Annotated in this window: 25 protein-coding genes and 1 pseudogene; 14 read left to right on the top strand and 12 right to left on the bottom strand. The window is 28.9% G+C overall.

Annotated elements, in window-relative coordinates; genetic code table 11:
* Window positions 1-13: 13 nt before the first annotated feature.
* Window positions 14-577 carry a thioredoxin family protein gene (locus HMPREF3154_RS01780; protein WP_023350010.1) on the bottom strand — a complete coding sequence of 188 codons (564 nt, stop codon included), beginning with the start codon at window positions 575-577 and terminating at the stop codon, window positions 14-16.
* Between the two features lie 166 nt (window positions 578-743).
* Between HMPREF3154_RS01780 and HMPREF3154_RS01775 the strand changes: the two genes are divergently transcribed.
* The 3 genes from HMPREF3154_RS01775 to HMPREF3154_RS01765 are packed head-to-tail and all read left to right on the top strand — an operon-like array spanning window position 744 to window position 2,670.
* Window positions 744-1,229, top strand: coding sequence for a hypothetical protein (locus tag HMPREF3154_RS01775; protein WP_030063588.1), 486 nt, complete (start codon window positions 744-746; stop codon window positions 1,227-1,229).
* Between the two features lie 50 nt (window positions 1,230-1,279).
* Window positions 1,280-1,837 (top strand): HAAS signaling domain-containing protein, encoded by a 558-nt coding sequence (locus tag HMPREF3154_RS01770; protein WP_023350012.1) that lies wholly within the window; start codon window positions 1,280-1,282, stop codon window positions 1,835-1,837.
* Window positions 1,834-2,670 carry a DUF4097 family beta strand repeat-containing protein gene (locus HMPREF3154_RS01765; protein ID WP_002435918.1) on the top strand — a complete coding sequence of 279 codons (837 nt, stop codon included), beginning with the start codon at window positions 1,834-1,836 and terminating at the stop codon, window positions 2,668-2,670. The genes HMPREF3154_RS01770 and HMPREF3154_RS01765 overlap by 4 nt, the downstream gene beginning before the upstream one ends.
* A gap of 98 nt (window positions 2,671-2,768) precedes the next feature.
* Here HMPREF3154_RS01765 and HMPREF3154_RS01760 read toward each other — a convergent pair whose 3' ends face one another.
* A complete protein-coding gene (locus tag HMPREF3154_RS01760; RefSeq protein ID WP_070474246.1) occupies window positions 2,769-3,809 on the bottom strand; it encodes a C45 family autoproteolytic acyltransferase/hydrolase in 1,041 nt (346 codons plus the stop codon).
* 410 nt (window positions 3,810-4,219) lie between these two features.
* On the opposite strand from HMPREF3154_RS01760, the gene HMPREF3154_RS11320 reads away from it, so the two are divergent.
* Window positions 4,220-4,390, top strand: coding sequence for a hypothetical protein (locus HMPREF3154_RS11320; RefSeq protein WP_002435939.1), 171 nt, complete (start codon window positions 4,220-4,222; stop codon window positions 4,388-4,390).
* Between the two features lie 73 nt (window positions 4,391-4,463).
* Here the strand turns inward: HMPREF3154_RS11320 and HMPREF3154_RS01755 are convergent.
* Window positions 4,464-4,766: pseudogene (locus HMPREF3154_RS01755) on the bottom strand (YolD-like family protein); the annotation flags it as partial.
* A gap of 183 nt (window positions 4,767-4,949) precedes the next feature.
* Here HMPREF3154_RS01755 and HMPREF3154_RS01750 point away from each other — a divergent pair.
* The 4 genes from HMPREF3154_RS01750 to HMPREF3154_RS01735 are packed head-to-tail and all read left to right on the top strand — an operon-like array spanning window position 4,950 to window position 9,877.
* On the top strand, window positions 4,950-6,062 hold the full coding sequence (locus HMPREF3154_RS01750) for a tyrosine-type recombinase/integrase (protein ID WP_000706213.1): 1,113 nt from the start codon (window positions 4,950-4,952) through the stop codon (window positions 6,060-6,062).
* Between the two features lie 2 nt (window positions 6,063-6,064).
* Entirely contained in the window at window positions 6,065-8,128 is a 2,064-nt protein-coding gene (locus tag HMPREF3154_RS01745) for a tyrosine-type recombinase/integrase (protein WP_000026850.1), read from the top strand.
* Window positions 8,129-8,136: 8 nt separating this feature from the next.
* Window positions 8,137-8,502 (top strand): DUF6262 family protein, encoded by a 366-nt coding sequence (locus HMPREF3154_RS01740; protein WP_000410574.1) that lies wholly within the window; start codon window positions 8,137-8,139, stop codon window positions 8,500-8,502.
* 4 nt (window positions 8,503-8,506) lie between these two features.
* Entirely contained in the window at window positions 8,507-9,877 is a 1,371-nt protein-coding gene (locus tag HMPREF3154_RS01735; RefSeq protein ID WP_000368919.1) for a hypothetical protein, read from the top strand.
* Window positions 9,878-9,919: 42 nt separating this feature from the next.
* Here the strand turns inward: HMPREF3154_RS01735 and HMPREF3154_RS01730 are convergent, their stop codons facing one another.
* Both HMPREF3154_RS01730 and blaZ read right to left on the bottom strand, forming a co-directional pair.
* The gene (locus tag HMPREF3154_RS01730; RefSeq protein ID WP_000612779.1) at window positions 9,920-10,330 is read right to left on the bottom strand and encodes a YolD-like family protein; all 411 of its coding nucleotides are present in this window, start codon (window positions 10,328-10,330) and stop codon (window positions 9,920-9,922) included.
* A 314-nt stretch (window positions 10,331-10,644) separates the two neighbouring features.
* Window positions 10,645-11,490 carry a penicillin-hydrolyzing class A beta-lactamase BlaZ gene (gene blaZ / locus HMPREF3154_RS01725; RefSeq protein WP_000733622.1) on the bottom strand — a complete coding sequence of 282 codons (846 nt, stop codon included), beginning with the start codon at window positions 11,488-11,490 and terminating at the stop codon, window positions 10,645-10,647.
* 106 nt (window positions 11,491-11,596) lie between these two features.
* Here blaZ and blaR1 point away from each other — a divergent pair, with 106 nt between their 5' ends.
* Together blaR1 and blaI are read left to right on the top strand one after the other, a co-directional pair.
* Window positions 11,597-13,354 carry a beta-lactam sensor/signal transducer BlaR1 gene (gene blaR1, locus HMPREF3154_RS01720; RefSeq protein ID WP_001096367.1) on the top strand — a complete coding sequence of 586 codons (1,758 nt, stop codon included), beginning with the start codon at window positions 11,597-11,599 and terminating at the stop codon, window positions 13,352-13,354.
* Window positions 13,344-13,724, top strand: coding sequence for a penicillinase repressor BlaI (blaI, locus tag HMPREF3154_RS01715; RefSeq protein WP_001284658.1), 381 nt, complete (start codon window positions 13,344-13,346; stop codon window positions 13,722-13,724). The genes blaR1 and blaI overlap by 11 nt, the downstream gene beginning before the upstream one ends.
* Before the next feature lie 51 nt (window positions 13,725-13,775).
* On the opposite strand, the gene HMPREF3154_RS11315 is transcribed toward blaI, so the two are convergent.
* Together HMPREF3154_RS11315 and arsB are read right to left on the bottom strand one after the other, a co-directional pair.
* A complete protein-coding gene (locus tag HMPREF3154_RS11315) occupies window positions 13,776-13,913 on the bottom strand; it encodes a hypothetical protein (RefSeq protein ID WP_107362308.1) in 138 nt (45 codons plus the stop codon).
* 117 nt (window positions 13,914-14,030) lie between these two features.
* Window positions 14,031-15,320 (bottom strand): arsenite efflux transporter membrane subunit ArsB, encoded by a 1,290-nt coding sequence (gene arsB, locus HMPREF3154_RS01710; RefSeq protein ID WP_023350014.1) that lies wholly within the window; start codon window positions 15,318-15,320, stop codon window positions 14,031-14,033.
* 183 nt (window positions 15,321-15,503) lie between these two features.
* Between arsB and HMPREF3154_RS01705 the strand changes: the two genes are divergently transcribed.
* Window positions 15,504-16,532 (top strand): 6-phosphogluconolactonase, encoded by a 1,029-nt coding sequence (locus HMPREF3154_RS01705; RefSeq protein WP_023350015.1) that lies wholly within the window; start codon window positions 15,504-15,506, stop codon window positions 16,530-16,532.
* A 128-nt stretch (window positions 16,533-16,660) separates the two neighbouring features.
* Here HMPREF3154_RS01705 and HMPREF3154_RS01700 read toward each other — a convergent pair whose 3' ends face one another.
* The 3 genes from HMPREF3154_RS01700 to HMPREF3154_RS01690 form a co-directional block, all read right to left on the bottom strand.
* A complete protein-coding gene (locus HMPREF3154_RS01700) occupies window positions 16,661-18,040 on the bottom strand; it encodes an aldehyde dehydrogenase (RefSeq protein ID WP_002435896.1) in 1,380 nt (459 codons plus the stop codon).
* A gap of 194 nt (window positions 18,041-18,234) precedes the next feature.
* Entirely contained in the window at window positions 18,235-19,161 is a 927-nt protein-coding gene (locus HMPREF3154_RS01695) for a manganese-dependent inorganic pyrophosphatase (protein ID WP_002435938.1), read from the bottom strand.
* 54 nt (window positions 19,162-19,215) lie between these two features.
* Window positions 19,216-19,770 (bottom strand): cysteine hydrolase family protein, encoded by a 555-nt coding sequence (locus HMPREF3154_RS01690; RefSeq protein ID WP_002435937.1) that lies wholly within the window; start codon window positions 19,768-19,770, stop codon window positions 19,216-19,218.
* Between the two features lie 198 nt (window positions 19,771-19,968).
* Between HMPREF3154_RS01690 and HMPREF3154_RS01685 the strand changes: the two genes are divergently transcribed.
* Window positions 19,969-21,054, top strand: coding sequence for a glycosyl hydrolase family 28-related protein (locus HMPREF3154_RS01685; RefSeq protein WP_002469717.1), 1,086 nt, complete (start codon window positions 19,969-19,971; stop codon window positions 21,052-21,054).
* A gap of 108 nt (window positions 21,055-21,162) precedes the next feature.
* On the opposite strand, the gene HMPREF3154_RS01680 is transcribed toward HMPREF3154_RS01685, so the two are convergent.
* Both HMPREF3154_RS01680 and HMPREF3154_RS01675 read right to left on the bottom strand, forming a co-directional pair.
* Window positions 21,163-21,966, bottom strand: a complete 804-nt coding sequence (locus HMPREF3154_RS01680) for a prephenate dehydratase (protein ID WP_070474243.1) — start codon at window positions 21,964-21,966, stop codon at window positions 21,163-21,165.
* 17 nt (window positions 21,967-21,983) lie between these two features.
* Complete coding sequence (locus HMPREF3154_RS01675) at window positions 21,984-23,051, bottom strand: nitric oxide synthase oxygenase (RefSeq protein ID WP_023350017.1); 1,068 nt, start codon at window positions 23,049-23,051, stop codon at window positions 21,984-21,986.
* Between the two features lie 207 nt (window positions 23,052-23,258).
* Between HMPREF3154_RS01675 and HMPREF3154_RS01670 the strand changes: the two genes are divergently transcribed.
* Together HMPREF3154_RS01670 and nadE are read left to right on the top strand one after the other, a co-directional pair.
* The gene (locus tag HMPREF3154_RS01670) at window positions 23,259-24,728 is read left to right on the top strand and encodes a nicotinate phosphoribosyltransferase (protein WP_002435958.1); all 1,470 of its coding nucleotides are present in this window, start codon (window positions 23,259-23,261) and stop codon (window positions 24,726-24,728) included.
* A complete protein-coding gene (gene nadE / locus HMPREF3154_RS01665) occupies window positions 24,721-25,542 on the top strand; it encodes an ammonia-dependent NAD(+) synthetase (protein WP_023350018.1) in 822 nt (273 codons plus the stop codon). The genes HMPREF3154_RS01670 and nadE overlap by 8 nt, the downstream gene beginning before the upstream one ends.
* The last annotated feature ends 14 nt before the right edge of the window (window positions 25,543-25,556 follow it).

The following is a 25,556-nucleotide window of genomic DNA, read 5'->3' as shown; positions in this document are numbered from 1 at the left end:
TTAGCCTCAGTATTTATTTATATAAAAGCTGATTAATTATGGAGTTATATACATTTTTCCAAAATGATGAATCTGTTTTAAATCTATTTGAAATAAGTAAGTGAGTTTCTTTAACTTTATCATCATATTGAGGATGATCTTTATCTGGTAATTTATCATTTCTCAAATCAACAACAAATTTTTCGACTTCCTTAGCTCTAGGTCCCCATACGGTTATTTGTTCATATGCACTGTTCATAAAAACAAAAATAGGAATCGATCTAGACTTACCATTTGTAAGATATTGATCAATTAAACGTGTGTCGTCATCTCTATGAAATACTCTAACTTCTAAATTTAATTCTTCACTTACACGTTTAAGTATTGGAAGGTTCATCATTGCATCACCACACCAATCTTCAGTGATGACTAATACCTTTGAGTAATTTGCATCTTTAAGCTTTGTAATACGGTCATCTTCTTCTGGTAATTTAAAGGATTTGTATATTGATAATAAATTATTTCTATTATCTTTCATTCGGTCAATGTACTCTTCTAGTGGCTGACTTTTTTTAAAATAAGTTTCTAAATTAGTCATAGAAATAACCTCCTTAATTATTTAGAATATTATAACAATTTTTTAACTTTAAAGATATTAAATTAACTCAATCATAATTTAATTATGAATGTGACTAAGTTGTTAGATGAAACTCCAAATTTCATATGCTATATTTAATAGAACAAGAGTGAAAGTGGTGACTCAAGTGCGTATACAAAACAGATGGGTGATTTCAACCCTTTTTTTAATTGGAGCAATTATTCTACTTTTCGGAATTATGTACTATAGAAGTATTAAAACAGTAGATTTATCCAATTATACTGTGAATGATATAGGTTTAAATGATCGTTTTAATCAGAAAGGGTATGTCATTAATAAAAAAATTAAATTAGATCGATTTAAATTTTATAATGACGAAAAGCATAAGGATTTAACGGTTAAAGTGAAAAATAAAAAGCACATTGTTAAAGGAATTGTTTTAATCAAGGATAAAAGTGTTAAAACGAATTTCGGAGTTAGAATAGGTGACTCAATTGATGAAGTTATTAACGAGTTAGGAGATAGTTATAAAAGACATATGGTTGGTAAGCATTATAAATCTATTACATATACTGACCGCCAAAATAAAATGAAACTGAATATATTATATAAAGATGATATCGTAAAAAGAATAGAGTTTTTCAGTAAATGATAAATCTTGATAACTATTCTTTAATTCAAATTCAGGAAGAGTGACGATACATGGATAAAATTACTTTTTTAAATGAATTAGAATTAGCTTTAGATGATCTTCCTAGACGAGAAAAAGATAATAAAATGTACGAATATGAAAATTTATTCTATGAAGAAGAGTTAAAAGGTAGAAGTGAAGAACAAATAGTGAATAAATTGAAAGATCCGTATGATATAGCAAAAGAGATAAAAGCTAAAAGTGCTATCAGTTATGCTAAATCAAAACCAACAATCCAAAACATAACTAGAGCTATTATAGCCTCCTTAAGTCTAGGTATACTTTCATTATTTATTATATTAGTTCCAGTAGCGATTATTGCATTTCTGATTTTACTTTTGGTGTTTACAGCAGTCTGTTTACTATTCTCCCCATTGATCCTTATTAGTTATTCGATAATTAATGGGTTTTATAATTCACTGAGTAATATATTATTCTCTATCTCTTTAACAGGTTTAGGAATTATTTTTATTGTTTTAACATTAAAAATTATTGGATTAGTACATAATTTAATATTGAAATATTTATCATGGTACATTAAAACAGTTAAAGGAAGCGTTAGGAAATGAGGAAGCTTTTCATTAGCGGTTTAATTATATTTGCAATTTTCTTTATCAGTGGAACAGTTACTTGGTTTGCTTTTGATAAAGCTAAATATGAAAAGCAAAACTATAATAAGACTTTTAATAATCATTTCAGTCAGTTGTCAGTAAGTACAATTGGTTCTGAAATAAACATTGTTAAAGGTAATAAATTCAAAGTGGATTATCAAGGTGATAACGATGTATATGTATCTAAAAAAGGTAAAATGCTCAAAGTTACCGAGAAACGTGCTACTAATAGAGGATACGGATTAAACTTTAATCCTTTTCATTATAATAAGAAAAAACTCACCATTACAGTACCAGATAAACAATTGAAAGATCTTAGCGCTAAATCCGTAATAGGTGATGTACATTTGAGGAATTTTAATGCATCAAGTGCCACAATTATAAATAGTCGTCACTTTTCTATGGAACATTCAAATTTAAAATATTTAAATGTGGATGGTTCAAATAGCTTAGCTTATATTTGTGATTCATCAGTTAAAAAAGGAAACTTAAAAATCGATACTGGTAAGTTGACTCTTAGCCGTAGCGAATTCCAAGATTCAATCTTCCTATTGAATGAGGGAGATATTAATATGAATAAAATGAAATCTTCGAATGATATTAAAGCTTCAACAAAAAAAGGAGATATAAATTATAACTTTGAAGCTAAGCCTAAAAACACACTACTTAAGTTACATCCTGGACGTGGTGAAAAAGTAGTCAATAATAATAATTTTAAAGATGGTAAAGTAGGTAAGAGTAAAAACATTTTGGAATTTTATACGGTTGATGGTGATATTGTCATCAATTAAGTAACGCATTTTTTATTTAAATATTTGATTATTAACCCATAAATGAGTGTTGTACAATCACTCATTTATGGGTTTTATTCTATTTTTGAAAAATTATTTTAATATGTGGCAAATGTTAAATCGGTATCAATTTTTCCGTTTAGTTGATTTATTGTTAGAGTATTATTTTTAAGCCATTGATAAAAGGCTATTTTAGTCGGAGAACTATTTTCTCCAAGTCCTATCCACGTTGTTAAAGTTTGAGGTTCGTATAACGATGTGTGAATTGTTCCAGACCAACTCTTAAATAATTTACTATAAATATTATATTGAGGGTCATTAAATAATTTAAAAGCATTTTCTTTTCTTAAATCACTTCTTGTGGTGTTAATCACTCTCTCCAACCGTTCTTTAGATTCTTTAGTGTAGTTACGATTTTCATGTGTTAATAATTCAAAGTGATTTGTACATATAGGTTCATATCTAATATCTATAGAACGAGGTGTTACTTCGACAATGGCATAATTAGATTCTTTATCCATTAAAATATAACTAAAAGAGCTTCTATGAGGTAATTCTTTTAAAAGTTGTATAGCTTCATTAACGTTTTTACAATATTCAAGTATAAGTCTACCTATCATGTAGCATACAAAGCCATTTGCTGGTTTCTTGCGATGCATAAAATTATAAGCCATTGATAAACCATACTCATTCATTCCATCCATCCTGCCAGTTACTCTAGAAGTAGGTCCTATTTGAGCTAAACCACTATCATTTGGTTTGTATAGTAAATATCGACCATCATAAGTAGAGGGATGATAATCATAATTACGTAGTAAATAGTCTTTCCCTTTAAAAACTGTACAACCACTATCTTTTAAATCAGTAAAACGATAGTGTCCAAAATTTAATATAATTTGTTTAGTAGGTAGATTCAAAACGTCTTGCATACCTATTAGCTCGTCCCAAATTTTAGGAGCATAAATTTGAAAAATATTATATGTTTCTCTGACATCGATATCAAATCTTGGATTTCTTTTTTTCCATTCTTTTTCACGATTTTTTAATAAAGGAGTTCTTTGTAACCATTTCGCTGTTTCGACTCCTAAGTCATAATGAGAACCACGAAAAGTCATGATATCGGATTGAACATTTTGCATGTTAGTCATCCTTTCATTTCAAATATTTACTTTAATGTAATCGTAAATTAACTTAATGTTAATTGAATTACTATGGATGAAATATTACAATCGAATTGTATTTTAGTGAGGGAATTTTTTAATCTATGGGAGTGATATCTATGATTTCAGATAGTTGTAGAGCGATTGCTGATTCTGTTAAGTCATGGTGGTTAAGTTAATATTTATTTATAAGAGTAACAATTGGTTTGGAATCTCGTTATTAATTTCAGTTTGATTATTTAAATTAATCTTTAATTGACATATTACCATAAATATATATTTAGTTGAGAATGATTAATTTTTGAAACGGGTATTTATTTATTGATAGAGATAAGTATGCTATCATAGTGAATTGTAGATATGCATATTAATTTTAGAGGTGAAAAGTAATGTGGAACTTTATTAAAGGTTTATTTAAATTTGTATTTAGCTTATTAGCTATCACTACAGTTGTAGTAGGCGTAGGTGTAGTTGCCTTTGCTTATATCTTCAAAAAAGATTTCGAAGATATTGAAAGAAAAACTAAAGAAATTGTTTCAGATATTGAAAATAATAATTAATTAGTTCTAATAGTTTAGTACTAATTTGAGATAATTGTTGGCAATGCTTTAATAAGCTATTGCCAACTTTTTTTTATGAGAAAGTAATATCAACAATATCTAAAATAGGGACTTTCTGATGATAGGTAGTACCTGGCTTTATCCCTTCAATTTCAAGATTTAATGAATCAATGCGATGTATATTAAGATTAACAAAATTAATATAACCTTCTTCATAATATTTTATATTAACAGGTTGAGATTTTTGTAATGCTTCGTGCAAGCGGATATTTAATTGAGCTAATTGATCGTCTGAAAGTACTGGTCTATCTATTTTATTTTGATCAATCATGTATTGATGGATAGTTTCGAATTGTTCGGGTAGCGTAGCGAACGGTTATATATATGTTGAAGAATATAGACTATTTTGTTTAAAATGAATCATATTTTAAGAAAAAATGAACAAAGTAAAAATATTAAATAGTCTTTTTTTATTACGTGTAATAAGTTTAATATGTATGATGTAAAAAGAATTTGAATAGTGTATACTTATACTATTAAAATTAGAAATGAGATTATTATGAAAATAGTAGAAGTAAAATCTAAGAATGGTACCAATTTTATGATTTTAGATGGTAATAATGAACCTATAGTAGATGCAGTAAGATATTTGAAGTATCTGGATAGTGTTAAGAAAAGTTTAAATACCAAGAAAACCTATGCCTATGCACTAAAAAATTTTTTTGTTTACTTAGAAAGTAAAAAGATATGCTATAAAGAAGTTAGTTTTGATAACTTTGTTGATTTTATAAGATGGATGAAAACACCTTTTGAATATGAGAATGTCCTCTCTTATCACCGAAAAGAAAAAAGCATTAGTCCTAAGACAATTAATCTGACTATGACTGTAGTATCTAATTTTTATGATTATCTCTATAGGAGTAAAAAATTAGATGTTAATTTCTATGATTTTATGCATATGGAAAGTAAATACTCTAAAAAATATAAAAGTTTCATGCATCACATAAATAAGGACTATAGAACGTTGAAAAATATTTTGAAAGTTAAAGAACCAAAGAAAAAAATAGAAGTGTTAACTAATGCGGAGGTTAAGAAATTATTAGAGGAAGCTAATAATATTAGAGATAAATTCTTAATACAATTACTATATGAAACCGGATTACGTATAGGTGAGGTATTATCATTACGTATTGATGATATTAAATTTGACTTTAGAAAAGGCCATCAAATAGTTTTGAAAAATAGATTTAATGATAATGGTACTTATTTGAAAACTGGGGAAAGAAAAATATTTATTTCCCAATCGTTAATTGATTTATACGATGATTATGTCTACGAAATAATTGACGAACTTTCAATATGTTCTGATTATCTTTTTGTAAAAATAAAGGGGAGAAATGTAGGAGAAGCTATGAATTATAGTGATATATATTCATTATTTAAAAGGCTAAAACATAAAACATCTATAAATGTTCATCCTCATTTATTTCGCCATACACATGCAACTGTTTTTTATAATGAAACTAAGGATATAAAACAAGTTCAAGAAAGACTTGGTCATAGTAATATACAAACGACTATTAATTTATATGTTCATCCCACTGAAGAAGATATACGTGAAGATTGGAATAAAGTAAAGCATCAATTTCAAGTTTTTAATAAAGGGGAATGACTATGTCAATACCAATTAATTTACCTACAAACAGTACTATGATTAATGAATTATGTACATTACAAAGTAGAACCATCAATATAAAAGGAGAGGTTTTAATAACTGAAATATATGATGATTACTTTTTTAAAAATGATGAGTGGCACATTACAGCTTTTAACAAATTCAAGCAATTTCAAGATAGTATCAAGAACTATAGAGACAAAAGAAAAAATGTTTTCTTTAGGATTAAAAGTAAAAATTTGAATTTAGAATTTAAATACCTTTTTTTGAAACTGATAGTTAAAGAGGATTGGTCCTTATCTAATTTATTTAATACTGGAGCAGTAAAGCTTAATAAGATTGCTAAGTTCTTTAATGAAGTTTATCCAAATTTAAATTCTTTACTTGATTGTGATATAAATACATTAGAAAAGCACTGGTTTAATTGGCTGACTGAAAATAATATACCAATAAAAAGAAGATCATCAACAATAGTTTTTGGTGATTATGAATACAAAAGCGGACTGGCTTCTTTTTTAAAGAATATGTACATTAATCTAATTAAGTTCATTGATAAGCGAGAAGAATGGGAAAAAGATAAATGGGATATTAGAAATTTAGAAAAATATGGATTGAGTTATAATAAAACACTAACTGGCAATTATTTAAACTTTGAAAAAATTGAGTCAATTAAAATGCGAGAATTAGCAAAAAAATATTTAAAAAATCGTTTGATAACTGGTGATATAGCATTTGCTACAGCAAGGTTTTATATAAGAGTTTTAACTAGGTTTTTTCAAAATATATCTAAAAATAAAGAAACAAGGAATAGTTTAAATGAACTAGATAGATGTCATATCGAAGCATATATAGAATTTTTGTTTGAATATGCAGCTAATAAACATTTGCAAAGTACTAAGAATTTTGTGAGAGAAGAATTAAAAACAATTAGAAGGTTCTTAAACGATATTATAACTCAAAACTATGCTATAGCACCGTACCAAGATATACGATTTTTAATTTATCCTCAAGACTTACCTAAACACGAAAAGAAAAATAGTAGCCAAATTGATTATATCCCAGATTTTGTATTGGAACAGCTTTTTGAGCATATAAATGATTTGCATAAAGATTTAATACCTGTAGTTTGGATAGCTTTTAAAACAGGATTAAGAATTTCTGATGTATTGACATTACAAAATAATTGCCTTGCAAAAGTTAATGGAAAGTATTCAATAATCACAGATATTGCTAAAACTTTTGTTAAAGGACATAGAATACCAATTGATAATAAATTAGCTGATATAATAGCAGTTTTAATAGCCGATTCTAAAAGTAAAAGTACAAAAGATAATAATCCTAATAATTATATTTTTGCTATTTATAAAGGAAAAAGAAAGGGAATGCCCTTTACACAACATATGGTCAGAGCACACTTAAATCATTTATCAAAGACTAAAAATATTATTGATGAACAAGGAGAAATCTTCCATTTCAAAACTCATCAATTTAGACATACCTATGCAGTAAAATTGTTAAATGGTGGAGCAGATATATTAACGATACAAGAATTATTAGCACACTCCTCACCAGAAATGACTCTAAGATATGCTAAGTTACTTGATGATACAAAGAGAAAGGCTTTTGAATCAGTTATTGATCAAGGAGCTTTTAGTTTTGATGTTGACGGTAAAATTAAAAATATACAGCATAGTAGTGAACTATCTGAAAAAGCATTGAATTCTTTATGGCAAGAACATAAATTAAACGCAATGGACAATCCTTATGGCACTTGTCATGCTAGATTGAGTGGTGATTGTCCATACATGGAAGCTCCGCCATGCCTGACTTGTAATTCTGGGAAACCATGTAAGGATTTAGCTATTGGATTTTCTGATTTAGATGTTGAAAAATATGAATTACATATCAAATCAACGGTCAAATCTATAGAATTAGCTAAAAATAATAATAGACAAGATATGGTTGAAAAGCATATAAATATATTAAATAAATATGAAGAAATACTAGGTAATATAAAAGATGGAAACATTATATTCGGGAGAAGTAATAGAATAAAAGTATAGAGGTTAAGATGGAAAAATTTAATAGACAAGAACAATTAAAACAGTTGCATGCAGAACGAAAAGTTAAAACCGAGAAAAAAGTTGATAAAGCAATAAATGATTTAGTTCAAAAAAATAAAGAAATTAACTTTAACATCGTTTCTAAACATTCAAAAGTTTCGAAAGCTACATTATATAAAAATAATAAAATTCGAAAGAAAATAGAGAAGTTACGTGAACAAAACAGAGAAATATTTGTTCATAAAAATAAAAATGACGGTAAAGATGCGTTAATCTCCTCTTTAAAAAGAAAAGTAAATTCTTTAGAAAAAGAGAAAAAAATGTTGAAAGAAGAAATTAGCGTTTTATATTCTAGGCTGTATGAGGATATTTAAAATAATGGACAATAAAATTGAAAAGATTCTAGAAGATATTAATAAATTACAAGGCTATAAAGTAACATATCAATATGCTACTGCTATAAATATAAAAGATAATAACATGAACCCTTGGTTTGAAAAAATTGAGGAAATTCTATTGAATGTAAAAGGAGTTATACGCATTTTATCTCCTGACAACCCCCCGGTAAATTATGATTATTGGATTTTACCTGGAAGATATAAAAGACATACAAAAGAATATCACGAAAAACTAGAAAAATTTTTAGAAAAATTTGCTACTAATGCAAATATTAATGATGGATTGTTTGATCAAAATAATATACATGGATACAAATATAAAAAATATATATTCACTCCACATATTGAAATTACTCATGAGAACACTTTGAATTTATTTTTTTTAACCTTAACTATATTTAACAATGGTACATTTGTTATAGAAATCATTGAAGACTTAGAGAGTATAAACTTTGGAAGCGACTTGTATAGTACTTTCTCATGTGTAAAAGATAAGATATATCCTCTAATTAATCAAGAAAAAAATAATAGACAAAGACAGTATCAATTGTATGGTAATAGACATTGTAAAAATATTAGAGATGTTTCTAGACAAATTAATAGAATTATAAAAATTAATAGTAAGGATATTTTTGAATATAAAGTATCTAAAAATATGGGTTTTGAAGTTTATTATTTAGCTAATGAAAATGAATTTACTGATGATCCTTTCTATGAGGACGTGAAGATTCAAGAGTGGTTAGTAAATGCGCCTATTTTTTCATTTGAAGGAAAAAGTAAACATTTTAGGCAAGATGGTTATAGCGATAATTATATAAACTTCTTGAATAAAGCATCTGTTTTTGTAGTTTGGATGGATGAGCAAGAAGAAGATGTTTTAGAAAAATGTTCTCAAATGGCACTTTATTTCAATAGTTCTGCTAATTTCTTTTTCTTAGAAACTATGTTAAATGAATTACAATTGTATGGGTATCAACAATATAATTTAAATGGAAAAAAAGAAGCCCTATATTTTAGACAATGGATACTAAATTTCAAGAGATCTATTGCAATTATTTATAGAACAGAGCTTTTACCTAGTTTATATTTATATTTGTATCTAAAGAATAATAATGATTTTAAATCTCCACAATATATTGAAGAATTAAACAAAGAAGAATTATCACTAATTGAATTGGAGCAGTCATATAAGGAAGAAGAAAGAAGCGAAAAATTAAATAAACTTTTGTTAATAATAAGTCTTTTATCAATTTTCCAAGTAGTAGAAATTTTTTTCAGTGATAAAAATAATATATTTAATATCAGTATGATACTTATAATGATTTTGCTAGAAGTATTTCGAAAAAGGTAATTATAAGAACACTATTTAAACTTTTTAAAAGTTTAAATAGTGTTAAGTGATACTACAAACGTTAGCATTATTTAAATTATATATATTATTGTTAGTATCAGAAAAGGAAAATGTATTACTAATTTCATCCTTTTTTAAAATTTTTCCTGTATATTTTGAAATGTTACCGTCTTCCCAATATGAGATTGTACATAACTCATCATTTTGAATTTTTATTTGAAAAATCTGATCTAAATTATCTAATGAATCATGTGTTAGCAATGGTTTTTCTATTTTATTTTGATCCTTTATAATTTGTTCTAAAATTTCAAACTGTTGCGGGAGAGTCGCAAAAGCTTGCCATTTGATTTTTCCACGCCCTTGAGGGATTTTAGGGTTTAAATATTTTCTTGGTATTTTTCTATAATCAGTTTCATATTTATATTCATCTGGCGCATTAGGATTTGGAATCATGTTTACCACCTCATCATCATTGTAGAACGTATGTTCTTTTTTTGGCAAGGATTATATAATTTTTTAATGTGATTAATTAATTAATTTAAAATAAGTTATTTTCTATATGGAAAAGTTGAGTAAGATTATCGAGCATTTATAATTATAGTAACTGGAATTATGATGTTTGGTATGTTAATAGTATTTTCTCTTTTAAAAAATGTGAACATAAAAAAATAGAACATATATAATTATAAATAATATATATGTTCTTCGATATTATGAAGTTTTATGAAAGATAGAATTATATCAGTTTTTGTAGTACATTTAGACTATTAAAATTTGTTTATTACATTCTTGGCGGTTTCACTTATCAATTTATCATTAGGTTTATCACTTTTATTGTCTTTATTCGTAAAAATGACTAAAATAATAGGTTCAGATTGGTTCTTAGGATAAACAAAAGCTACATCATTTCTAGAAGCATATGTTATTGCTTGACCACTTTTATCAGCAACCTTATAGTCTTTTGGAACACCATCTTTAATTAAAGTGTCTCCGTTTTTATTATTTAACATTAAATCAAGTAAGAAATTTTTATTTTTTTTGCTTAATTTTCCATTTGCGATAAGTTTATTTAAAGTCTTGCCGAAAGCAGCAGGCGTTGAAGTATCTTTTTTGCTCTTTGGTGAATAGTAATTTAATTCTATTTCATATCTAACTGGATTTGTTACTTTATCTCCCAATTTTTTTAAACGTTTTTTAATTTTTTTGATTCCACCGATTTCGTTTATAATTTTATTGTTTGCTGTATTATCACTATACTTCATTGAAGCCTCAATAAGTTCTTTTAAAGTGATATCTTTTCCTACATATTTTTCTAAAATAGGAGAATAAGCAACTATATCATCTTTGTTAATATGTACTTTTTTATTTAACTTATTATAAGGTACTTGTTCTAACAAAATAGCACTATTTATCGCTTTTGAAGTTGAAGCATAGGCAAATCTCTTATCGGCATTAAATTTTACTTCCTTACCACTTTTAGTATCTAATGCATAGACACCAATATTAGCATTATATTTCTTTTCTAAATTATTTAACTCTTTAGCATGTGAACTGGTTGAATTACATGCACTTAAAACTAAAGCAATTGCAATTAAAAGTATTAACTTTTTCAAAATATACCCTCCAATATTACAGTTGTAATTTCTATAAATCAATAATATTACAATTGTAATATTCGCGTCAATAGTTTATTATAAATATTTGAAAGAAGGTGTTGAAATGGCTAAGTTATTAATAATGAGCATAGTAAGCTTTTGTTTTATATTTCTATTGTTATTATTTTTTAGGTACATATTAAAACGCTATTTTAATTATATGTTAAATTATAAAGTTTGGTATCTAACTCTTCTTGCAGGATTAATTCCTTTCATCCCTATTAAATTCTCTTTTTTTAAATTTAATAATTTGAATAATCAAGAGCCCACAGTTGAAAGTAATTCACACAATTTGAATCCTAACATAAATACCACTAAACCTGTTCATGAGTTTACAACAGACATCCATAAGTTTAATTGGGATTCAATAGATAATATCTGCACAGTTATTTGGATAGTTTTAGTTATTATTTTAAGTTTTAAATTTTTAAATTCTTTATTATATCTTAAGTATTTAAAGAAACAGTCACTTTATCTAAATGAAAAAGAAAAAGATAAAATAAACAAGATACTTTTCAATCATCAATATAAAAGAAATATTGTGATTCGAAAAGCAGAATCTATTCATTCTCCAATAACTTTTTGGTATGGAAAATATATTATTTTGATTCCCAGTTTATATTTTAAAAGTATAAATGACAAAAAACTAAAATATATAATATTGCACGAGTATGCTCATGCTAAAAACAGAGATACTTTGCATTTAATTATCTTTCATATTTTTTCTATTGCTATGAGTTATAATCCACTAATACAAATTGTAAAAAGAAAGATGATTCATGACAATGAAGTAGAAGCCGATAGATTTGTCCTTAATAATATTAACAAAAATGAATTTAAGTCTTATGCGGAAGCTATTATGGATTCCGTATTAAAAACCTCATTTTTCAACAAAAATATATTAAGCCATTCATTTAATGGTAAAAAATCATTACTCAAAAGAAGATTAATTAATATAAAAGAAGGCAATCTGAAGAAGCAGTCAAAATTAATTCTAATTTTTATTTGTATTTTTACTTTTTTTATCATGATAATTCAAAGCCAGTTTTTAATGGGGCAATCCTTAACTGATTATAATTATAAAAAGCCCTTACAAAGCGATTACCAAATTTTAGATGAAAGTAAAAATTTTGGTTCAAATAGTGGATCTTTCGTTATGTACAGCATGAAGAAAGACAAATACTATATTTATAATGAAAAAGAAAGTAGAAAAAGATATTCTCCTGATTCAACTTACAAAATTTATTTAGCACTGTTTGGACTTGACCGTCATATTATAAGTGATAAAAATTCACGTATGTCATGGAATCATAATCATTATCCTTTCGATTCTTGGAATAAGGATCAAGATTTAAATACGGCAATACAAAACTCAGTTAATTGGTACTTCGAACGTATTAGTAATCAATTATCAAAGAACTATACTTCTGATCAACTCAAGCAATTAAATTATGGTAATAAAAATTTGGGAAGTTATAAAGCCTATTGGTTGGAAGATAGTTTGAAAATATCTAATCTTGAACAAGTAATAGTTTTAAAAAATATGATGGAACAAAATAACCATTTTAGTAAAAATGAAAAGAAACAATTATCTTCTTCGTTATTGATTAGAAAAAATGAAAATTATGAATTGTATGGGAAAACAGGTACAGGTATAGTAAACGGGAAATATAATAATGGGTGGTTTGTAGGTTACGTAATTACAAATCATGATAAGTATTATTTTTCTACACATTTATCAGATGAAAAAGCCTCTGGTGAAAATGCTAAATTCATAAATGAAAAAATATTAAAAGAAATGGGTGTTTTAAATGGCCAATAAGCAAGTTGAAATATCTATGGCTGAATGGGATGTTATGAATATAATATGGAATAAAAAATCAGTATCAGCTAATGAAATTGTAGTTGAGATTCAAAAAAATAAAGAAGTTAGCGATAAGACGATTAGAACATTAATTACAAGACTATATAAAAAAGAGATTATAAAACGCTATAAATATAATAATATTTATTTTTACTCATCAATTATTAAAGAAGATGATATTAAAATGAAAACTGCTAAAACCTTTCTTAATAAATTGTATGGAGGGGATATGAAAAGTTTAGTGCTTAATTTTGCGAAAAATGAAGAATTAAATAACAAAGAAATTGAAGAATTGCGAGACATTTTAAATGATATTAGTAAAAAATAAATAGATATAGGGTTCAAACATAATACATATATAAATTATGTTTGAACCCTATTAAATTAGATTTTTTATGAGATTAGTACATATAATAAATGGCGCCCATTTAACCATGCCACGACCAGCCGGAATATTCCTATCTAACATTTCACGTGGAATATTTCGATAATCCGTTTCATTCTTTATATCCGTCATCTTTAGATCACCTCGTTCGATATAATTCTATTATACGAACATTTGTTCTATTTTGCAATACAAAATTGCTGGCTATATTTTTGTGATTTTAAGCCAGCTTGAGAGTGTATTCAATTTTTAAAAAATAATTAGAGTAAAATAGAGTCCTAGTAACGTTATAAATAGTACAGGAATAGTAATCACTATACCCGTTTTAAAATATGTTCCCCATGATATTTTAACACCTTTTTGAGTTAATACATGAAGCCACAATAAAGTTGCTAAAGAGCCAATTGGAGTGATTTTTGGACCTAAATCAGAGCCAATAACGTTTGCATAGACCATACCATCTTGAATTAATCCTTCAGAATTAGATTGAGCAATAGCAATTGCATCTAATAAAACAGTGGGCAAGTTATTCATAATAGAAGAGAGGAAGGCTGCAATGAATCCCATACCCATAATACTACTGAATAGCCCATGGTTTGAAATAGAATTCAAAATATTCCCTAGTACTAATGTTATACCTACATTTTTCAATCCATACACTACAAGATACATACCAATTGAAAATATAACTATATTCCAAGGAGCTTCTATTAAAACTTCTTTAGTATTAACTGCTTTAGAACGACTCGCTAAGAGTAGGAATACAAAAGCAATAATTAATGCTATGAAAGCCACGGGAACATGAATAAACTCACTTGTTAAATAACCTATTAATAAAATAATAAGAATAATCCAAGACGTTTTAAAAAGTTTCTTATCTCTTATAACTGATTGAGGTGTGGCTAAATCTTCAATATTTGTACTTTTAGGAAGAGATTTTTTAAAATAAAGCCAAAGCACAAATATGCTTGCTAAAAATGAAAATAAATTTGGAATTATCATTCTTAAAGCATATTGAATAAATGTGATGTTAAAGTAGTCAGCTGAAACGATATTGACTAAATTACTGACAGTGAGTGGTAGGGAAGTGGTATCGGCTATAAATCCACTTGCTATAATAAATGGGAATATTGTTTTTTTATCAAAACCTAAGCTCCTTACCATAGCTAACACTATTGGTGTAAGAATAAGCGCGGCACCATCATTGGCAAATAGAGCAGCTACTACAGCACCTAAAGTCATTATAAAAATAAACATTCTAAGGCCATAGCCTTTTGAAGCAATAATCATATGCAAAGCAGCCCATTCAAAGAAGCCAATACGGTCTAAAATGAGTGATATTAAAATTATAGCAACGAAAGTTAACGTTGCATTCCATACTATATTTGTAACTGTAACAATATCAGTTAGAGATACAACGCCTGTAATAATAGCTAAAAGTGCACCAGCTACAGCAGTAATTCCTATATTTAATCCTTTTGGTTGCCAAATAACAAAAATTAAAGTTATAACGAAAATAACAATAGCTATAAAGGTCATAAATGATTCACTCGACTTTCTCTATGCAAGAGTAAATAGATTATAAATTTAATGAACATACTATAGAATATCAATTTTCATATATTTTTTCTATAGAGGAAAGTGCAAAAGTTTTAATTGTAAATCGCTGACACTTATAGTTAAAATTAAACCAATAATGATTAATTTTACGGAGGGATAAATATGACTATTGGATATATTGGTTCTTATACTAAGCAAAATGGTAAGGGAATTTACCGTTTCGAATTAGAAGATTTAAAAGGGACAATAAAAGAAGTTCAAACAGGTTATGAAATAGAGGCGTCTACATATTTAACTAGAAATGAAAACTATTTATACGCCATTACTAAAGAAAATGAAAATTGTGGTGTAGCAAGCTTCAAAATAATGCAAAATGGTGATTTAGAACTAATTAATAAATGTTTAGCATCTAAAAATGGAACAGGATGTTATATACAAATTTCAAGTGATAACAATTATTTATTTGAAGCTGTTTATGGTGCTGGAATTGCACGAATTTATAAGTTAAATAATGATACTGGAGAAATTGAAAAACTTATTGAAGAAATTGAACATGAATATCCAACAGGTCCACATGAAAGGCAGGAATCCCCGCATGTCCATTTTTTAAATGAAACGCCAGATAATAAATATGTAGTAGCAACCGATTTAGGCTCAGATAGAATTGTTGCTTATACATATGGTGACCAAGGTTTAAAAGAATATGCTGTTTCACAATTTAAAGAAGCGGATGGCACAAGGCACATTACTTTTAGTAAAGATGGTAAATACGCATATGTAGTTCACGAATTATCTAATTATGTAAGTGTAACTGAATATAATGATGGTGAATTTAAAGAAATTGAGAGACATCTTACAATACCTCAAGATTTTAAAGAAGAATCGAAATTAGCTGCGGTAAGATTATCTCATGATCAGAAACATTTATATGTAAGTAATAGAGGTCATGATAGCATAGCTATTTACGAAGTTGTTAATAACGGAAAATCATTAAAAATGGTGGATATTCAACCGACTAAAGATGAATTTCCTAGAGATTTTAATATTACGCCGGATGATAACTTTGTAGTATGTGCTCATCAAGAAGGTGAGTCTAAAGTAACTGTGTTTAAAAGAGATAGTGTCACAGGAAAACTTGAATTTATTGATGACCACGAAAGTGCACCTGAAGGTGTTTGCGTCTTATTCTAAATGATCAAGCTCCATATGTAATTAATAAGCTTAATAAGCGATGCCATTCTAAAAGGTACACTAAAATTTTACCTTTCAGAAATGCATTCACACCAAATTACATATGGAGCGTTATTATAGTTAATTATTTAATTTTTAAAGAAGGCTTTAATATATTTAAATTTGCCTTTATAAGGCGGGAAATAGATACTTGATTCTAAACGTGTAGATTTAAATGTATATGATTTCATATGACTAAAGGTATCAAAAGAATATTTGCCATGATATTGACCGATACCTGAAGCCCCAATGCCACCAAATGGTAAATTAGGATTTGCTAAATGCATAAGTGTATCATTTATAGCTCCGCCACCGAATGATAATTCCTCTAATACGCGGTGTGTAGAATTTTCATCCTCACTAAAAAGATATAAACTTAAAGGTTTAGATTTACTCTGAATAATTTGAATTGCCTCATCGAAATCATCATAAGTAATAATTGGTAGAATAGGACCAAAAATCTCTTCCTGCATAACTTTATCTTGTAGATTAACATTGTCTATTAATGTAGGTTCAATATATAAATCTTCTTCAAAGCTTTTACCACCGAAAATAGTTTTACTCTCATGAGTTTCTAATAATTCATTTAAGCGGTTGAAATGTTTTTGATTAACAATTCTTCCAAAATCAGGACTTTCTTTGATGTTTTCCCCATAAAATTCTGTAATTGTTTGTTTTAGTGCTTTAATAAAATCATTTTTAACTTTTCGATCAATTAGTATATAATCAGGTGCTACGCATGTTTGTCCTGCATTCGTAAATTTTCCGAAACTAATTCTTTCACTAGCGACTTTTAAATTTGCAGTTTGGTCAATAATGACTGGAGATTTACCACCTAACTCTAAAGTAACAGGTACCAGATTTTTAGCAGCCGATTCATAGATGATTTGACCAACTTTTTCGCTACCAGTGAAAAACATATAGTCGAACGGTAAATGAATTAATGTTTGAGTTTCCTCAATGCCACCTTTCACAACTGAAATATAATTCTCTTCAAAAGTTTCTTGAATTATATCTTGAATTACTTCTGCTACGTTAGGGGTAAGTTCAGAGGGTTTAACAATGGCAGTATTACCTGCAGCGATGGCTCCAATTAAAGGTTCGAATACTAGCTGTACAGGATAATTAAAGGGACCAATAATTAAAACAGTACCGTAGGGTTCGTTTTTGATATAACTTTTAGTTGGAAATAAATAAAGCGGTGTTTCAACTTGTTTAGTTTTAGCCCAATTTTTTAGTTCTTTTCTGGCAAGTTTAATGCTTTTTAGTAATATACCAATTTCTGTAGCATAAGCTTCTACTTTGCTTTTTCCTAAATCTTTATTAAGTGCTTCTAGTAAAGCTTGTTCATGATTTTTGATACTTTTACTTAAAGCTTTTAATTGGTGCTTCCTAAATTTTAAATCTTTAGTTTTATTTGTTTTGAAAAATTGCTTGCTAATATTAAATTGTTGTTCAATATCGTTCATTTTAAAGTTTTACCTCCCTGAAATTTTTATGGTAGTAAAAGAGGTCTATGTACTCACTTGAATTTTTAATTAGGAAAACAATAAGACACTTAACAAATTTATACCCCAAAAAAGCTCTATTAATGTTATTTTTTATAATAAAAAAAGGAGCATTTTAAAATGCTCCCAAATTCATTTAAAATTAATTCAAATAATTATGATAATACTTCAGTAATTTGAGGTACCACTTGTTTCTTACGAGAAACTACGCCAGATAAGAAGGCCATACCATCATCTAATTGAACATTAAATGCTTCGCCTACTTTATCTTTTTCAGCACCGACAACTAAAATTTTAGAATCACTGTTAATAATATCAGTTACTACAAGTACGAATAAGTCATATTTTTCGTTTGCGCTTATCTCTAACATTACTTTTTCTAATTCATCTTTACGGTTAAGTACTTCGTCGATATCTACAGTGTTAACTTGTGCGATACGAGTGACATAGTCGCCCATAGTAAATGATTTAGCATCCATACCTAATAGGGTTTCTGCAGATTTATCAGTAGTAGAAGCACCAGCTTTTAGCATATCTAAACCATAGCTATCTAAATCAACATTGGCAATTTCTTTTAATGCTTGAGCTGCGTTAACATCTTCTTCAGTACATGTAGGTGATTTAAATAATAAGCTATCTGAAATTATAGCTGAAATCATTAAACCAGCAATTTCAGGTTTAATTTCAAATCCACGTTCTTTATACATTTTGTATAAAATAGTAGCAGTACATCCCACTGGTTCAGCTCTGTAATAAAGTGGGGAAGCTGTTTCGAAATTTGCGATACGGTGGTGATCAATCACGTGTCTTACAGATGCGTCAGCGATTGAATCAGCACTTTGTTGAAATTCGTTATGGTCAACTAAAATAACATCTTCATTATTTAAGTCTTCAGATAATAATTCTGGGGCTTCTACTTTAAAGTAATCTAAAGCGTATTGTGTCTCAGCACTAACTTCACCTAATCGGTAAGCTTTTGCTTCAGAGTTACCAGTTTGTTGTTCAAAATCAGCCATGATAATAGCTGAAGAAATTGCATCTGTATCTGGATTTTTGTGCCCAAAAATAAAAGTTTTTGTCATTTTCAATATCTCCTTATTCATTTATATTTAATCACATTTTAGCATGATTTTAGTTTAATCTTCTACCTTAGCACCTAGTGAGTTTTGGAAATGCGCTAGTGCCCAAATATGCCCTTCTTGGTTAAAGGATGCTACACCTCGGCTTGGAATTGTGACGTTATAACCTAAGTTATAGGCTGAAATCGCTGTATGTAACACACATATATCCGTGCAAACACCTACAATTTCTACATTTTTAATATCACGTTCTCTCAACAAACTATCTAATGGTGTACCATAAAATGAATCATATCTTGTTTTATCCAAGTAATGGACTTGTGAATTATGCTTGTTTTTCTCGTATATTTCACCAACTTTTCCATATAAACTACGGCCATTTGTTCCATAAATGTTATGAGGTGGAAAAAGTTGTGTCTCAGGGTGGTACAGGTCATTCTCATAATGGACATCCATTGTAAAAAAGATATCTTCTTGATGGTCAAGATACGTTTCAATTCTACTTAAAATATAATCCTCTATTTCTTGACCAGGCTTCCCACAAGTAAGTTTTCCATCATTCGCAATAAAATCAATAGAATAATCCACTATAATTAGTGCGTTTTTATTCATTAAAACATCCTCCCTCTAATGTGTTTAAAAAGCACTATATTGGTATATTTATATATAAATAAGACTTTTTGATGTGTATTTATACTAAAATTAATTTTTAAAATAAATACAATATCATTAATGAAATATAACTTTAGTATATAGAGTTCACATCAAGCATACAATCATTATTTTTTAATAAAACGGGGGGATTACCGAATGTTCATTAATGCCAGGGAATTTGGTTTAACTGGAGAAAATAAATATAAAGACACAAGAGCAATTCAAAAAGCATTAAATTATGCCAAAAAAGGTAAACACACTGTTTTTATCCCAAAAGGTACATATCATATTAGAAAAGCTTTGGTCATTTATGATTCTACAACGTTGCTACTCGATGATGAGGCAGTTCTTTTGCGAGTAGGGAAAGATGCATTGCTAAAAAATGGTAAACCTTATATTTTTTACCATAAATATTCTGGAAATAGTCATATTTATATTAAAGGTGGCACGTTTGATATGAATGGGGGCGACTTTCCATACAACAATACTGCTATGAGTATAGGTCATGCTGAAGATATTCAACTTATAGGCGTAACCTTTAAAAATATAGTGGGTGGACATGCATTAGATGCATGTGGTTTAAATGGCTTACATATTACAGATTGTTCATTCGAGGGTTTTCTCGACATAGATGGAGATCGTTCATTTTCAGAAGCAGTTCAATTAGACATTCAAGTGCCAGGTGCATTTCCTAAATTCGGCACAACTGATGGTACGATTACTAAGAATGTTGTTATAGAGAATTGTTATTTTGGTAATTCTGATCATCCGAAAATGAAAGCATGGAATCGTGCAATAGGTTCACACGCAAGTCGCTATAATAAATTTTATGACAATATTCATATTAGAAATAATGTGTTTGATAAACTGAAAGAATTTGCTTTAACACCGCTAAAGTCTAAGAATACATTTATTTCAAAAAATGAATTCAAATCATGTAATGGTGGTATACGATTTCTTGGCGTGAAAGATGGTAAAAATGCAGCAGACCCTCAAACAGGTCAAGTTATGGGTACACAAGCAGGGGAAAATTTCAATGTGATTGGTAATACCTTTACAGGAAAGATGGAGAGAGATGCAGTTCATATAAGGAGTTATAATGATGTGAAACATCAACATGTATTTATAGCAGGTAATCATTTCGATGATTCAACGCAAACTCTACATCTAGAGGATATAAAAGATCTAACTCTTAATCAGGAAGAGGAATTTTTAAAAGTCGAAAAAATTAATGTCGAATAGCTATGCAAATATATTAATAAATCTTAAGCATCATTAAAAAATAAATAAATTAAACAATAAACCCGCTAAATAACTTTTGTTTAGCGGGTTATTTAAATATTTGAATTTCTAAAATCTTTTATTAAACGAACCTATTAAATTTACTGTAAAATCTAACGTTTTTAAAATAGTAATTACTTTATTAACATCGTTGGTTACAGGTGTGTCTGCTTGTACGAAGAAGCGGTACATTCCCAATTGAGTTTTTAAAGGTCGTGATTCAATCCATGAGAGGTTGATATTAAATAATGCAAAAGTATTTAATACGCTCGCTAACAAACCAGGTTTATCATACTGAGGGGTAATTAAGAACATGGTTGTATTAGTATCATCTTCAAAGTGTGTGTGATTTTTAACAATTAAAAAGCGTGTGACATTATGCGGATAATCTTGAATATGCAAATCAATAGGTTGATATCCATAAGTTTCTCCACTACCTAAAGGCGCAATAGCACCTATACCTTTGGCTATTTTATCTAAACTTTGAATTGTACTGTCTGTATAATCGTACAGAAATTGATGTTGGTGTATATAATTGGTTGTTTGACTGATAGCAGGCGCGATTGAGTAGACTTTTTTAATGTCATGTAAACTATCAGAAGGATAGCCATACAATGCAAAATCAATATCTAAGTGAATTTCACCATGAGCATAAATTTTTTGTTCAGCTAATGCGTCAGCTACGATGTTAATCGTACCTTCGATAGAATTTTCTATGGGCACGATACCGATTGAGTTATCGTCACTTGAGACTGCTTTAATCACTTCGTGAAGGTTTGACTTAGCTAAATATTCGATATCATTTTCTAAAATAAGTTTTTGTGAAGTGAGATAAGAGAAAGTTCCCTTAGGTCCTAAATAATATAATCGCATGTTTCACCCCTATAATTTTAATGAAAAGGGCACTTCATAGGTTCATTCTTTTTATAGTAGAAATTAGTTGATCGCATCGTATTATCATAACCATGATGATAGTTAGATGTTAACGTTGGCGATAAAGGTGGTGCTAACCATGACCATTTACCAGTCACGTGTCTATCATGCTTTAGTTCATCTCGTTCAAACATTTCAAACTGCTTTGAGGCAGTTAAATGGTCGACAATAGAAACGCCCTCAGCTTTAAAGGAATGATATACGGCATAGTTTAATTCTAAAAGTGCTCGATCCTTATTAAATGAATTATTTTTAAGTGTATCAAATTCGAAGGCTTCTGCAACTTTTTCTAAAAGATTATAACGATAAGTATCTATGAAATTACGTACACCTATCTCAGTTACCATATACCATCCATTAAACGGTGCAGTAGGATAAATGATTCCGCCAATTTTTAAATCCATATTGGAAATGATTGGCACTGCATACCATTTTAAATTTAAATGTGCTAATTTTGGATACTGGTCATGAAATATAGGTACCTCTTTAATAAGATGTTTTGGATACTCATGAAATTTTAGTGCTTCATTAGGCATTTGATATATCAAAGGTAATATATCGAAATCTGTACCCTCACTGCTCCATCCTAAATGTTGAGCCAATCGTGTCACTTTTTTCTCAGATGGATCTCCTGCTTTGTCATAACCTGCATAACGAATAAGCTGATTATTATATATTTTTGGGCCATTTTTGGGTGAATAAATTGTAATAAGTGGCTTGATTTTACCATTATTAGTCGCTTTATTTATATGTTGGTGAATTGTATCAATGAATTCTTCTTCATTTTCAACATGACGCGCATCTTCCACATTTAGAGATTCCCAAAATAGTCTCCCAATACAACGATTAGAATTTCTCCATGCCATTTTCGATCCATATACTAATTCTTCATAAGTATGGGTGTAGCTTCCTGTCTCTTTAATTTCTTCTTCAATTTCATTAAGTCTTTGTTGAGTTTCACTTGAGCTATAATTTAATTCATTAAACATGGTTTGAATAAATGATTTAGCTTCATCTAATAACATTTAAAACACCTCATCCGTATTATAATCGAGGTTTTAAAAATACTCAGTTAAAATATTCAATTGTCATGAATTTGTCGTTTAGAGTTTTGTGACAACCAAATTTAAAAACTATTATAACATTCTGACTTCTTAGGTAAGTCGTTTACTTTCACAATGTGAATTATGATAAACTAGTCGTAAATGACTCGGTTGATTGGAGAGATTTGAGTGTACCAATTTAAAGATGACAGCTTAATGCTACAAAATGACTTATATCAAATTAATATGGCGGAAAGCTACTGGAATGACGGCATTCACGAAAGAACTGCTATTTTTGATTTATATTTTAGAAACATGCCTTTCAACAGTGGTTATGCGGTTTTTAATGGTTTAAAACGTGTAATTGACTTTATAGAGAATTTTGGTTTCTCTGATGCTGATATAGACTATTTAAAAACAATAGGCTATAAAGATGATTTTCTAAGTTATCTAAAGAATTTAAAATTTACAGGTAATATTCGCTCTATGCAAGAGGGGGAATTATGTTTCGGTAATGAGCCATTAATAAGAGTTGAGGCTCCTTTAATTCAAGCTCAACTTATTGAAACAATTTTATTAAATATAATTAATTTCCACACACTTATAGCGACTAAGGCGAGTAGAATCAGACAAATCGCTATGAATGATACATTGATGGAATTTGGAACTAGAAGAGGTCAAGAAATTGATGCTGGCTTGTGGGGGGCTCGCGCAGCCTTTATTGGTGGATTTGACTCAACTAGTAATGTAAGAGCGGGTAAGCTATTCGATATACCAGTTTCAGGTACGCATGCGCATGCATTAGTTCAAACATATGGTGAGGAGTATACAGCATTTAAAAAATATGCTGAACGACATAAAAATTGCGTCTTTTTGGTAGATACTTTCCATACATTAAAATCGGGCGTGCCTACAGCAATAAAAGTAGCTAAAGAGTTGGGTGACACTATCAACTTTATTGGAATTAGATTAGATTCTGGAGATATTGCTTATTTATCTAAAGAGGCAAGACGTATGTTAGACGAAGCTGGCTTCACAGAAGCTAAAATTATTGCTTCAAATGATTTGGATGAGCAAACAATAACAAGTTTGAAAGCACAAGGAGCTAAAGTGGACGCATGGGGTGTGGGAACTAAATTAATTACTGGTTATGATCAACCTGCACTCGGTGCAGTATACAAACTAGTAGCCATTGAAACGGAGGATGGTACTTTTAGTGATAGAATCAAGCTTTCTAATAATGCTGAAAAAGTAACAACTCCTGGTAAGAAGAATGTCTATCGCATTATTAATAAAAAGACTGGAAAAGCAGAAGGTGACTATATTACGCTTGAAGGAGAAGATCCATCAACTGAAAAACCTCTCAAACTATTCCATCCAGTACATACGTATAAAATGAAATTTATTAAATCATTTGAAGCGAAAGATTTACATCATACCATCTTTGAAGCTGGTAAGTTAGTATATCAACTTCCTAGCGAACGTGAAGCTCAGGCATATTTAACTAAAAGTTTAGATACACTTTGGGAGGAAAATAAGCGTTACTTAAACCCTCAAGAATATCCTGTAGATTTAAGTGCTAAATGTTGGGAAAACAAACATAAACGTATCTTTGAAGTAGCAGAACGTGTTAAAGAGATGGAGGAAGATCATGAGTAAATTACAAGATATTGTTGTTAAAGAAATGAAAGTTAAACAACAGATTGATAGTGAAAAAGAAGTAAATGAAATCAAACATTTCATTAAGTCTTATGTTCAATCTCATTCTTTTATTAAATCGCTAGTACTTGGAATTTCTGGAGGACAAGATTCTACATTAACAGGAAAAATTGTACAGTTAGCTGTAAATGAATTACGCTCTGAGGGACGTGAATGTAAGTTTATAGCAGTTAAATTACCGTATGGTGTACAAAAGGATGCTGATGAAGTAGAAGATGCACTGCAATTTATAGAACCTGATGAAACAGTTATAGTTAATATCAAACCTGCAGTAGACCAAAGCGTCCAATCTCTTAAGGAAGCGGGTATCGAATTGACAGATTTTCAAAGAGGAAATGAAAAAGCTCGAGAACGTATGAAAGTTCAATTTTCGATTGCTTCAAACCAAAGTGGAATCGTTGTTGGAACTGATCATTCTGCTGAGAACATTACTGGTTTCTATACTAAATATGGTGATGGTGCGGCTGATATTGCTCCAATTTTTGGATTGGACAAAAGACAAGGTAAGCAGTTATTAAAGTATTTAAATGCACCAAAACATTTATATGAGAAAGTACCAACTGCAGACTTAGAAGATGATAAGCCACAATTACCTGATGAGGAAGCTCTAGGTGTGACTTATGATCAAATAGATGATTATCTCGAAGGTAAAGATATACCCTCTGAAGCGCGAGAAACTATTGAGAAACATTATGTTAGAAATGCGCACAAACGTGAACTTGCATATACTAGATATACTTGGCCTAAAAACTAAAATTTGAAATAAAA

The sequence above is a fragment of the Staphylococcus sp. HMSC06C11 genome (assembly GCF_001808345.1).
GTDB classification, from domain to species: domain Bacteria; phylum Bacillota; class Bacilli; order Staphylococcales; family Staphylococcaceae; genus Staphylococcus; species Staphylococcus capitis.
Note: the sequence above shows the minus strand (reverse complement) of the source record. Positions and strands in the feature narration are given on the sequence as shown.

Coding starts and splice junctions, on each gene's coding strand:
- HMPREF3154_RS01780 (WP_023350010.1), bottom strand. CDS start 577: ATGACTAATTTAGAAACTTATTTTAAAAAAAGTCAGCCACTAGAAGAG.
- HMPREF3154_RS01770 (WP_023350012.1), top strand. CDS start 1,280: ATGGATAAAATTACTTTTTTAAATGAATTAGAATTAGCTTTAGATGAT.
- HMPREF3154_RS01765 (WP_002435918.1), top strand. CDS start 1,834: ATGAGGAAGCTTTTCATTAGCGGTTTAATTATATTTGCAATTTTCTTT.
- HMPREF3154_RS01760 (WP_070474246.1), bottom strand. CDS start 3,809: ATGCAAAATGTTCAATCCGATATCATGACTTTTCGTGGTTCTCATTAT.
- HMPREF3154_RS11320 (WP_002435939.1), top strand. CDS start 4,220: ATGTGGAACTTTATTAAAGGTTTATTTAAATTTGTATTTAGCTTATTA.
- HMPREF3154_RS01750 (WP_000706213.1), top strand. CDS start 4,950: ATGAAAATAGTAGAAGTAAAATCTAAGAATGGTACCAATTTTATGATT.
- HMPREF3154_RS01745 (WP_000026850.1), top strand. CDS start 6,065: ATGTCAATACCAATTAATTTACCTACAAACAGTACTATGATTAATGAA.
- HMPREF3154_RS01740 (WP_000410574.1), top strand. CDS start 8,137: ATGGAAAAATTTAATAGACAAGAACAATTAAAACAGTTGCATGCAGAA.
- HMPREF3154_RS01735 (WP_000368919.1), top strand. CDS start 8,507: ATGGACAATAAAATTGAAAAGATTCTAGAAGATATTAATAAATTACAA.
- HMPREF3154_RS01730 (WP_000612779.1), bottom strand. CDS start 10,330: ATGATTCCAAATCCTAATGCGCCAGATGAATATAAATATGAAACTGAT.
- blaR1 (WP_001096367.1), top strand. CDS start 11,597: ATGGCTAAGTTATTAATAATGAGCATAGTAAGCTTTTGTTTTATATTT.
- blaI (WP_001284658.1), top strand. CDS start 13,344: ATGGCCAATAAGCAAGTTGAAATATCTATGGCTGAATGGGATGTTATG.
- HMPREF3154_RS11315 (WP_107362308.1), bottom strand. CDS start 13,913: ATGACGGATATAAAGAATGAAACGGATTATCGAAATATTCCACGTGAA.
- arsB (WP_023350014.1), bottom strand. CDS start 15,320: ATGACCTTTATAGCTATTGTTATTTTCGTTATAACTTTAATTTTTGTT.
- HMPREF3154_RS01705 (WP_023350015.1), top strand. CDS start 15,504: ATGACTATTGGATATATTGGTTCTTATACTAAGCAAAATGGTAAGGGA.
- HMPREF3154_RS01700 (WP_002435896.1), bottom strand. CDS start 18,040: ATGAACGATATTGAACAACAATTTAATATTAGCAAGCAATTTTTCAAA.
- HMPREF3154_RS01695 (WP_002435938.1), bottom strand. CDS start 19,161: ATGACAAAAACTTTTATTTTTGGGCACAAAAATCCAGATACAGATGCA.
- HMPREF3154_RS01690 (WP_002435937.1), bottom strand. CDS start 19,770: ATGAATAAAAACGCACTAATTATAGTGGATTATTCTATTGATTTTATT.
- HMPREF3154_RS01685 (WP_002469717.1), top strand. CDS start 19,969: ATGTTCATTAATGCCAGGGAATTTGGTTTAACTGGAGAAAATAAATAT.
- HMPREF3154_RS01680 (WP_070474243.1), bottom strand. CDS start 21,966: ATGCGATTATATTATTTAGGACCTAAGGGAACTTTCTCTTATCTCACT.
- HMPREF3154_RS01675 (WP_023350017.1), bottom strand. CDS start 23,051: ATGTTATTAGATGAAGCTAAATCATTTATTCAAACCATGTTTAATGAA.
- nadE (WP_023350018.1), top strand. CDS start 24,721: ATGAGTAAATTACAAGATATTGTTGTTAAAGAAATGAAAGTTAAACAA.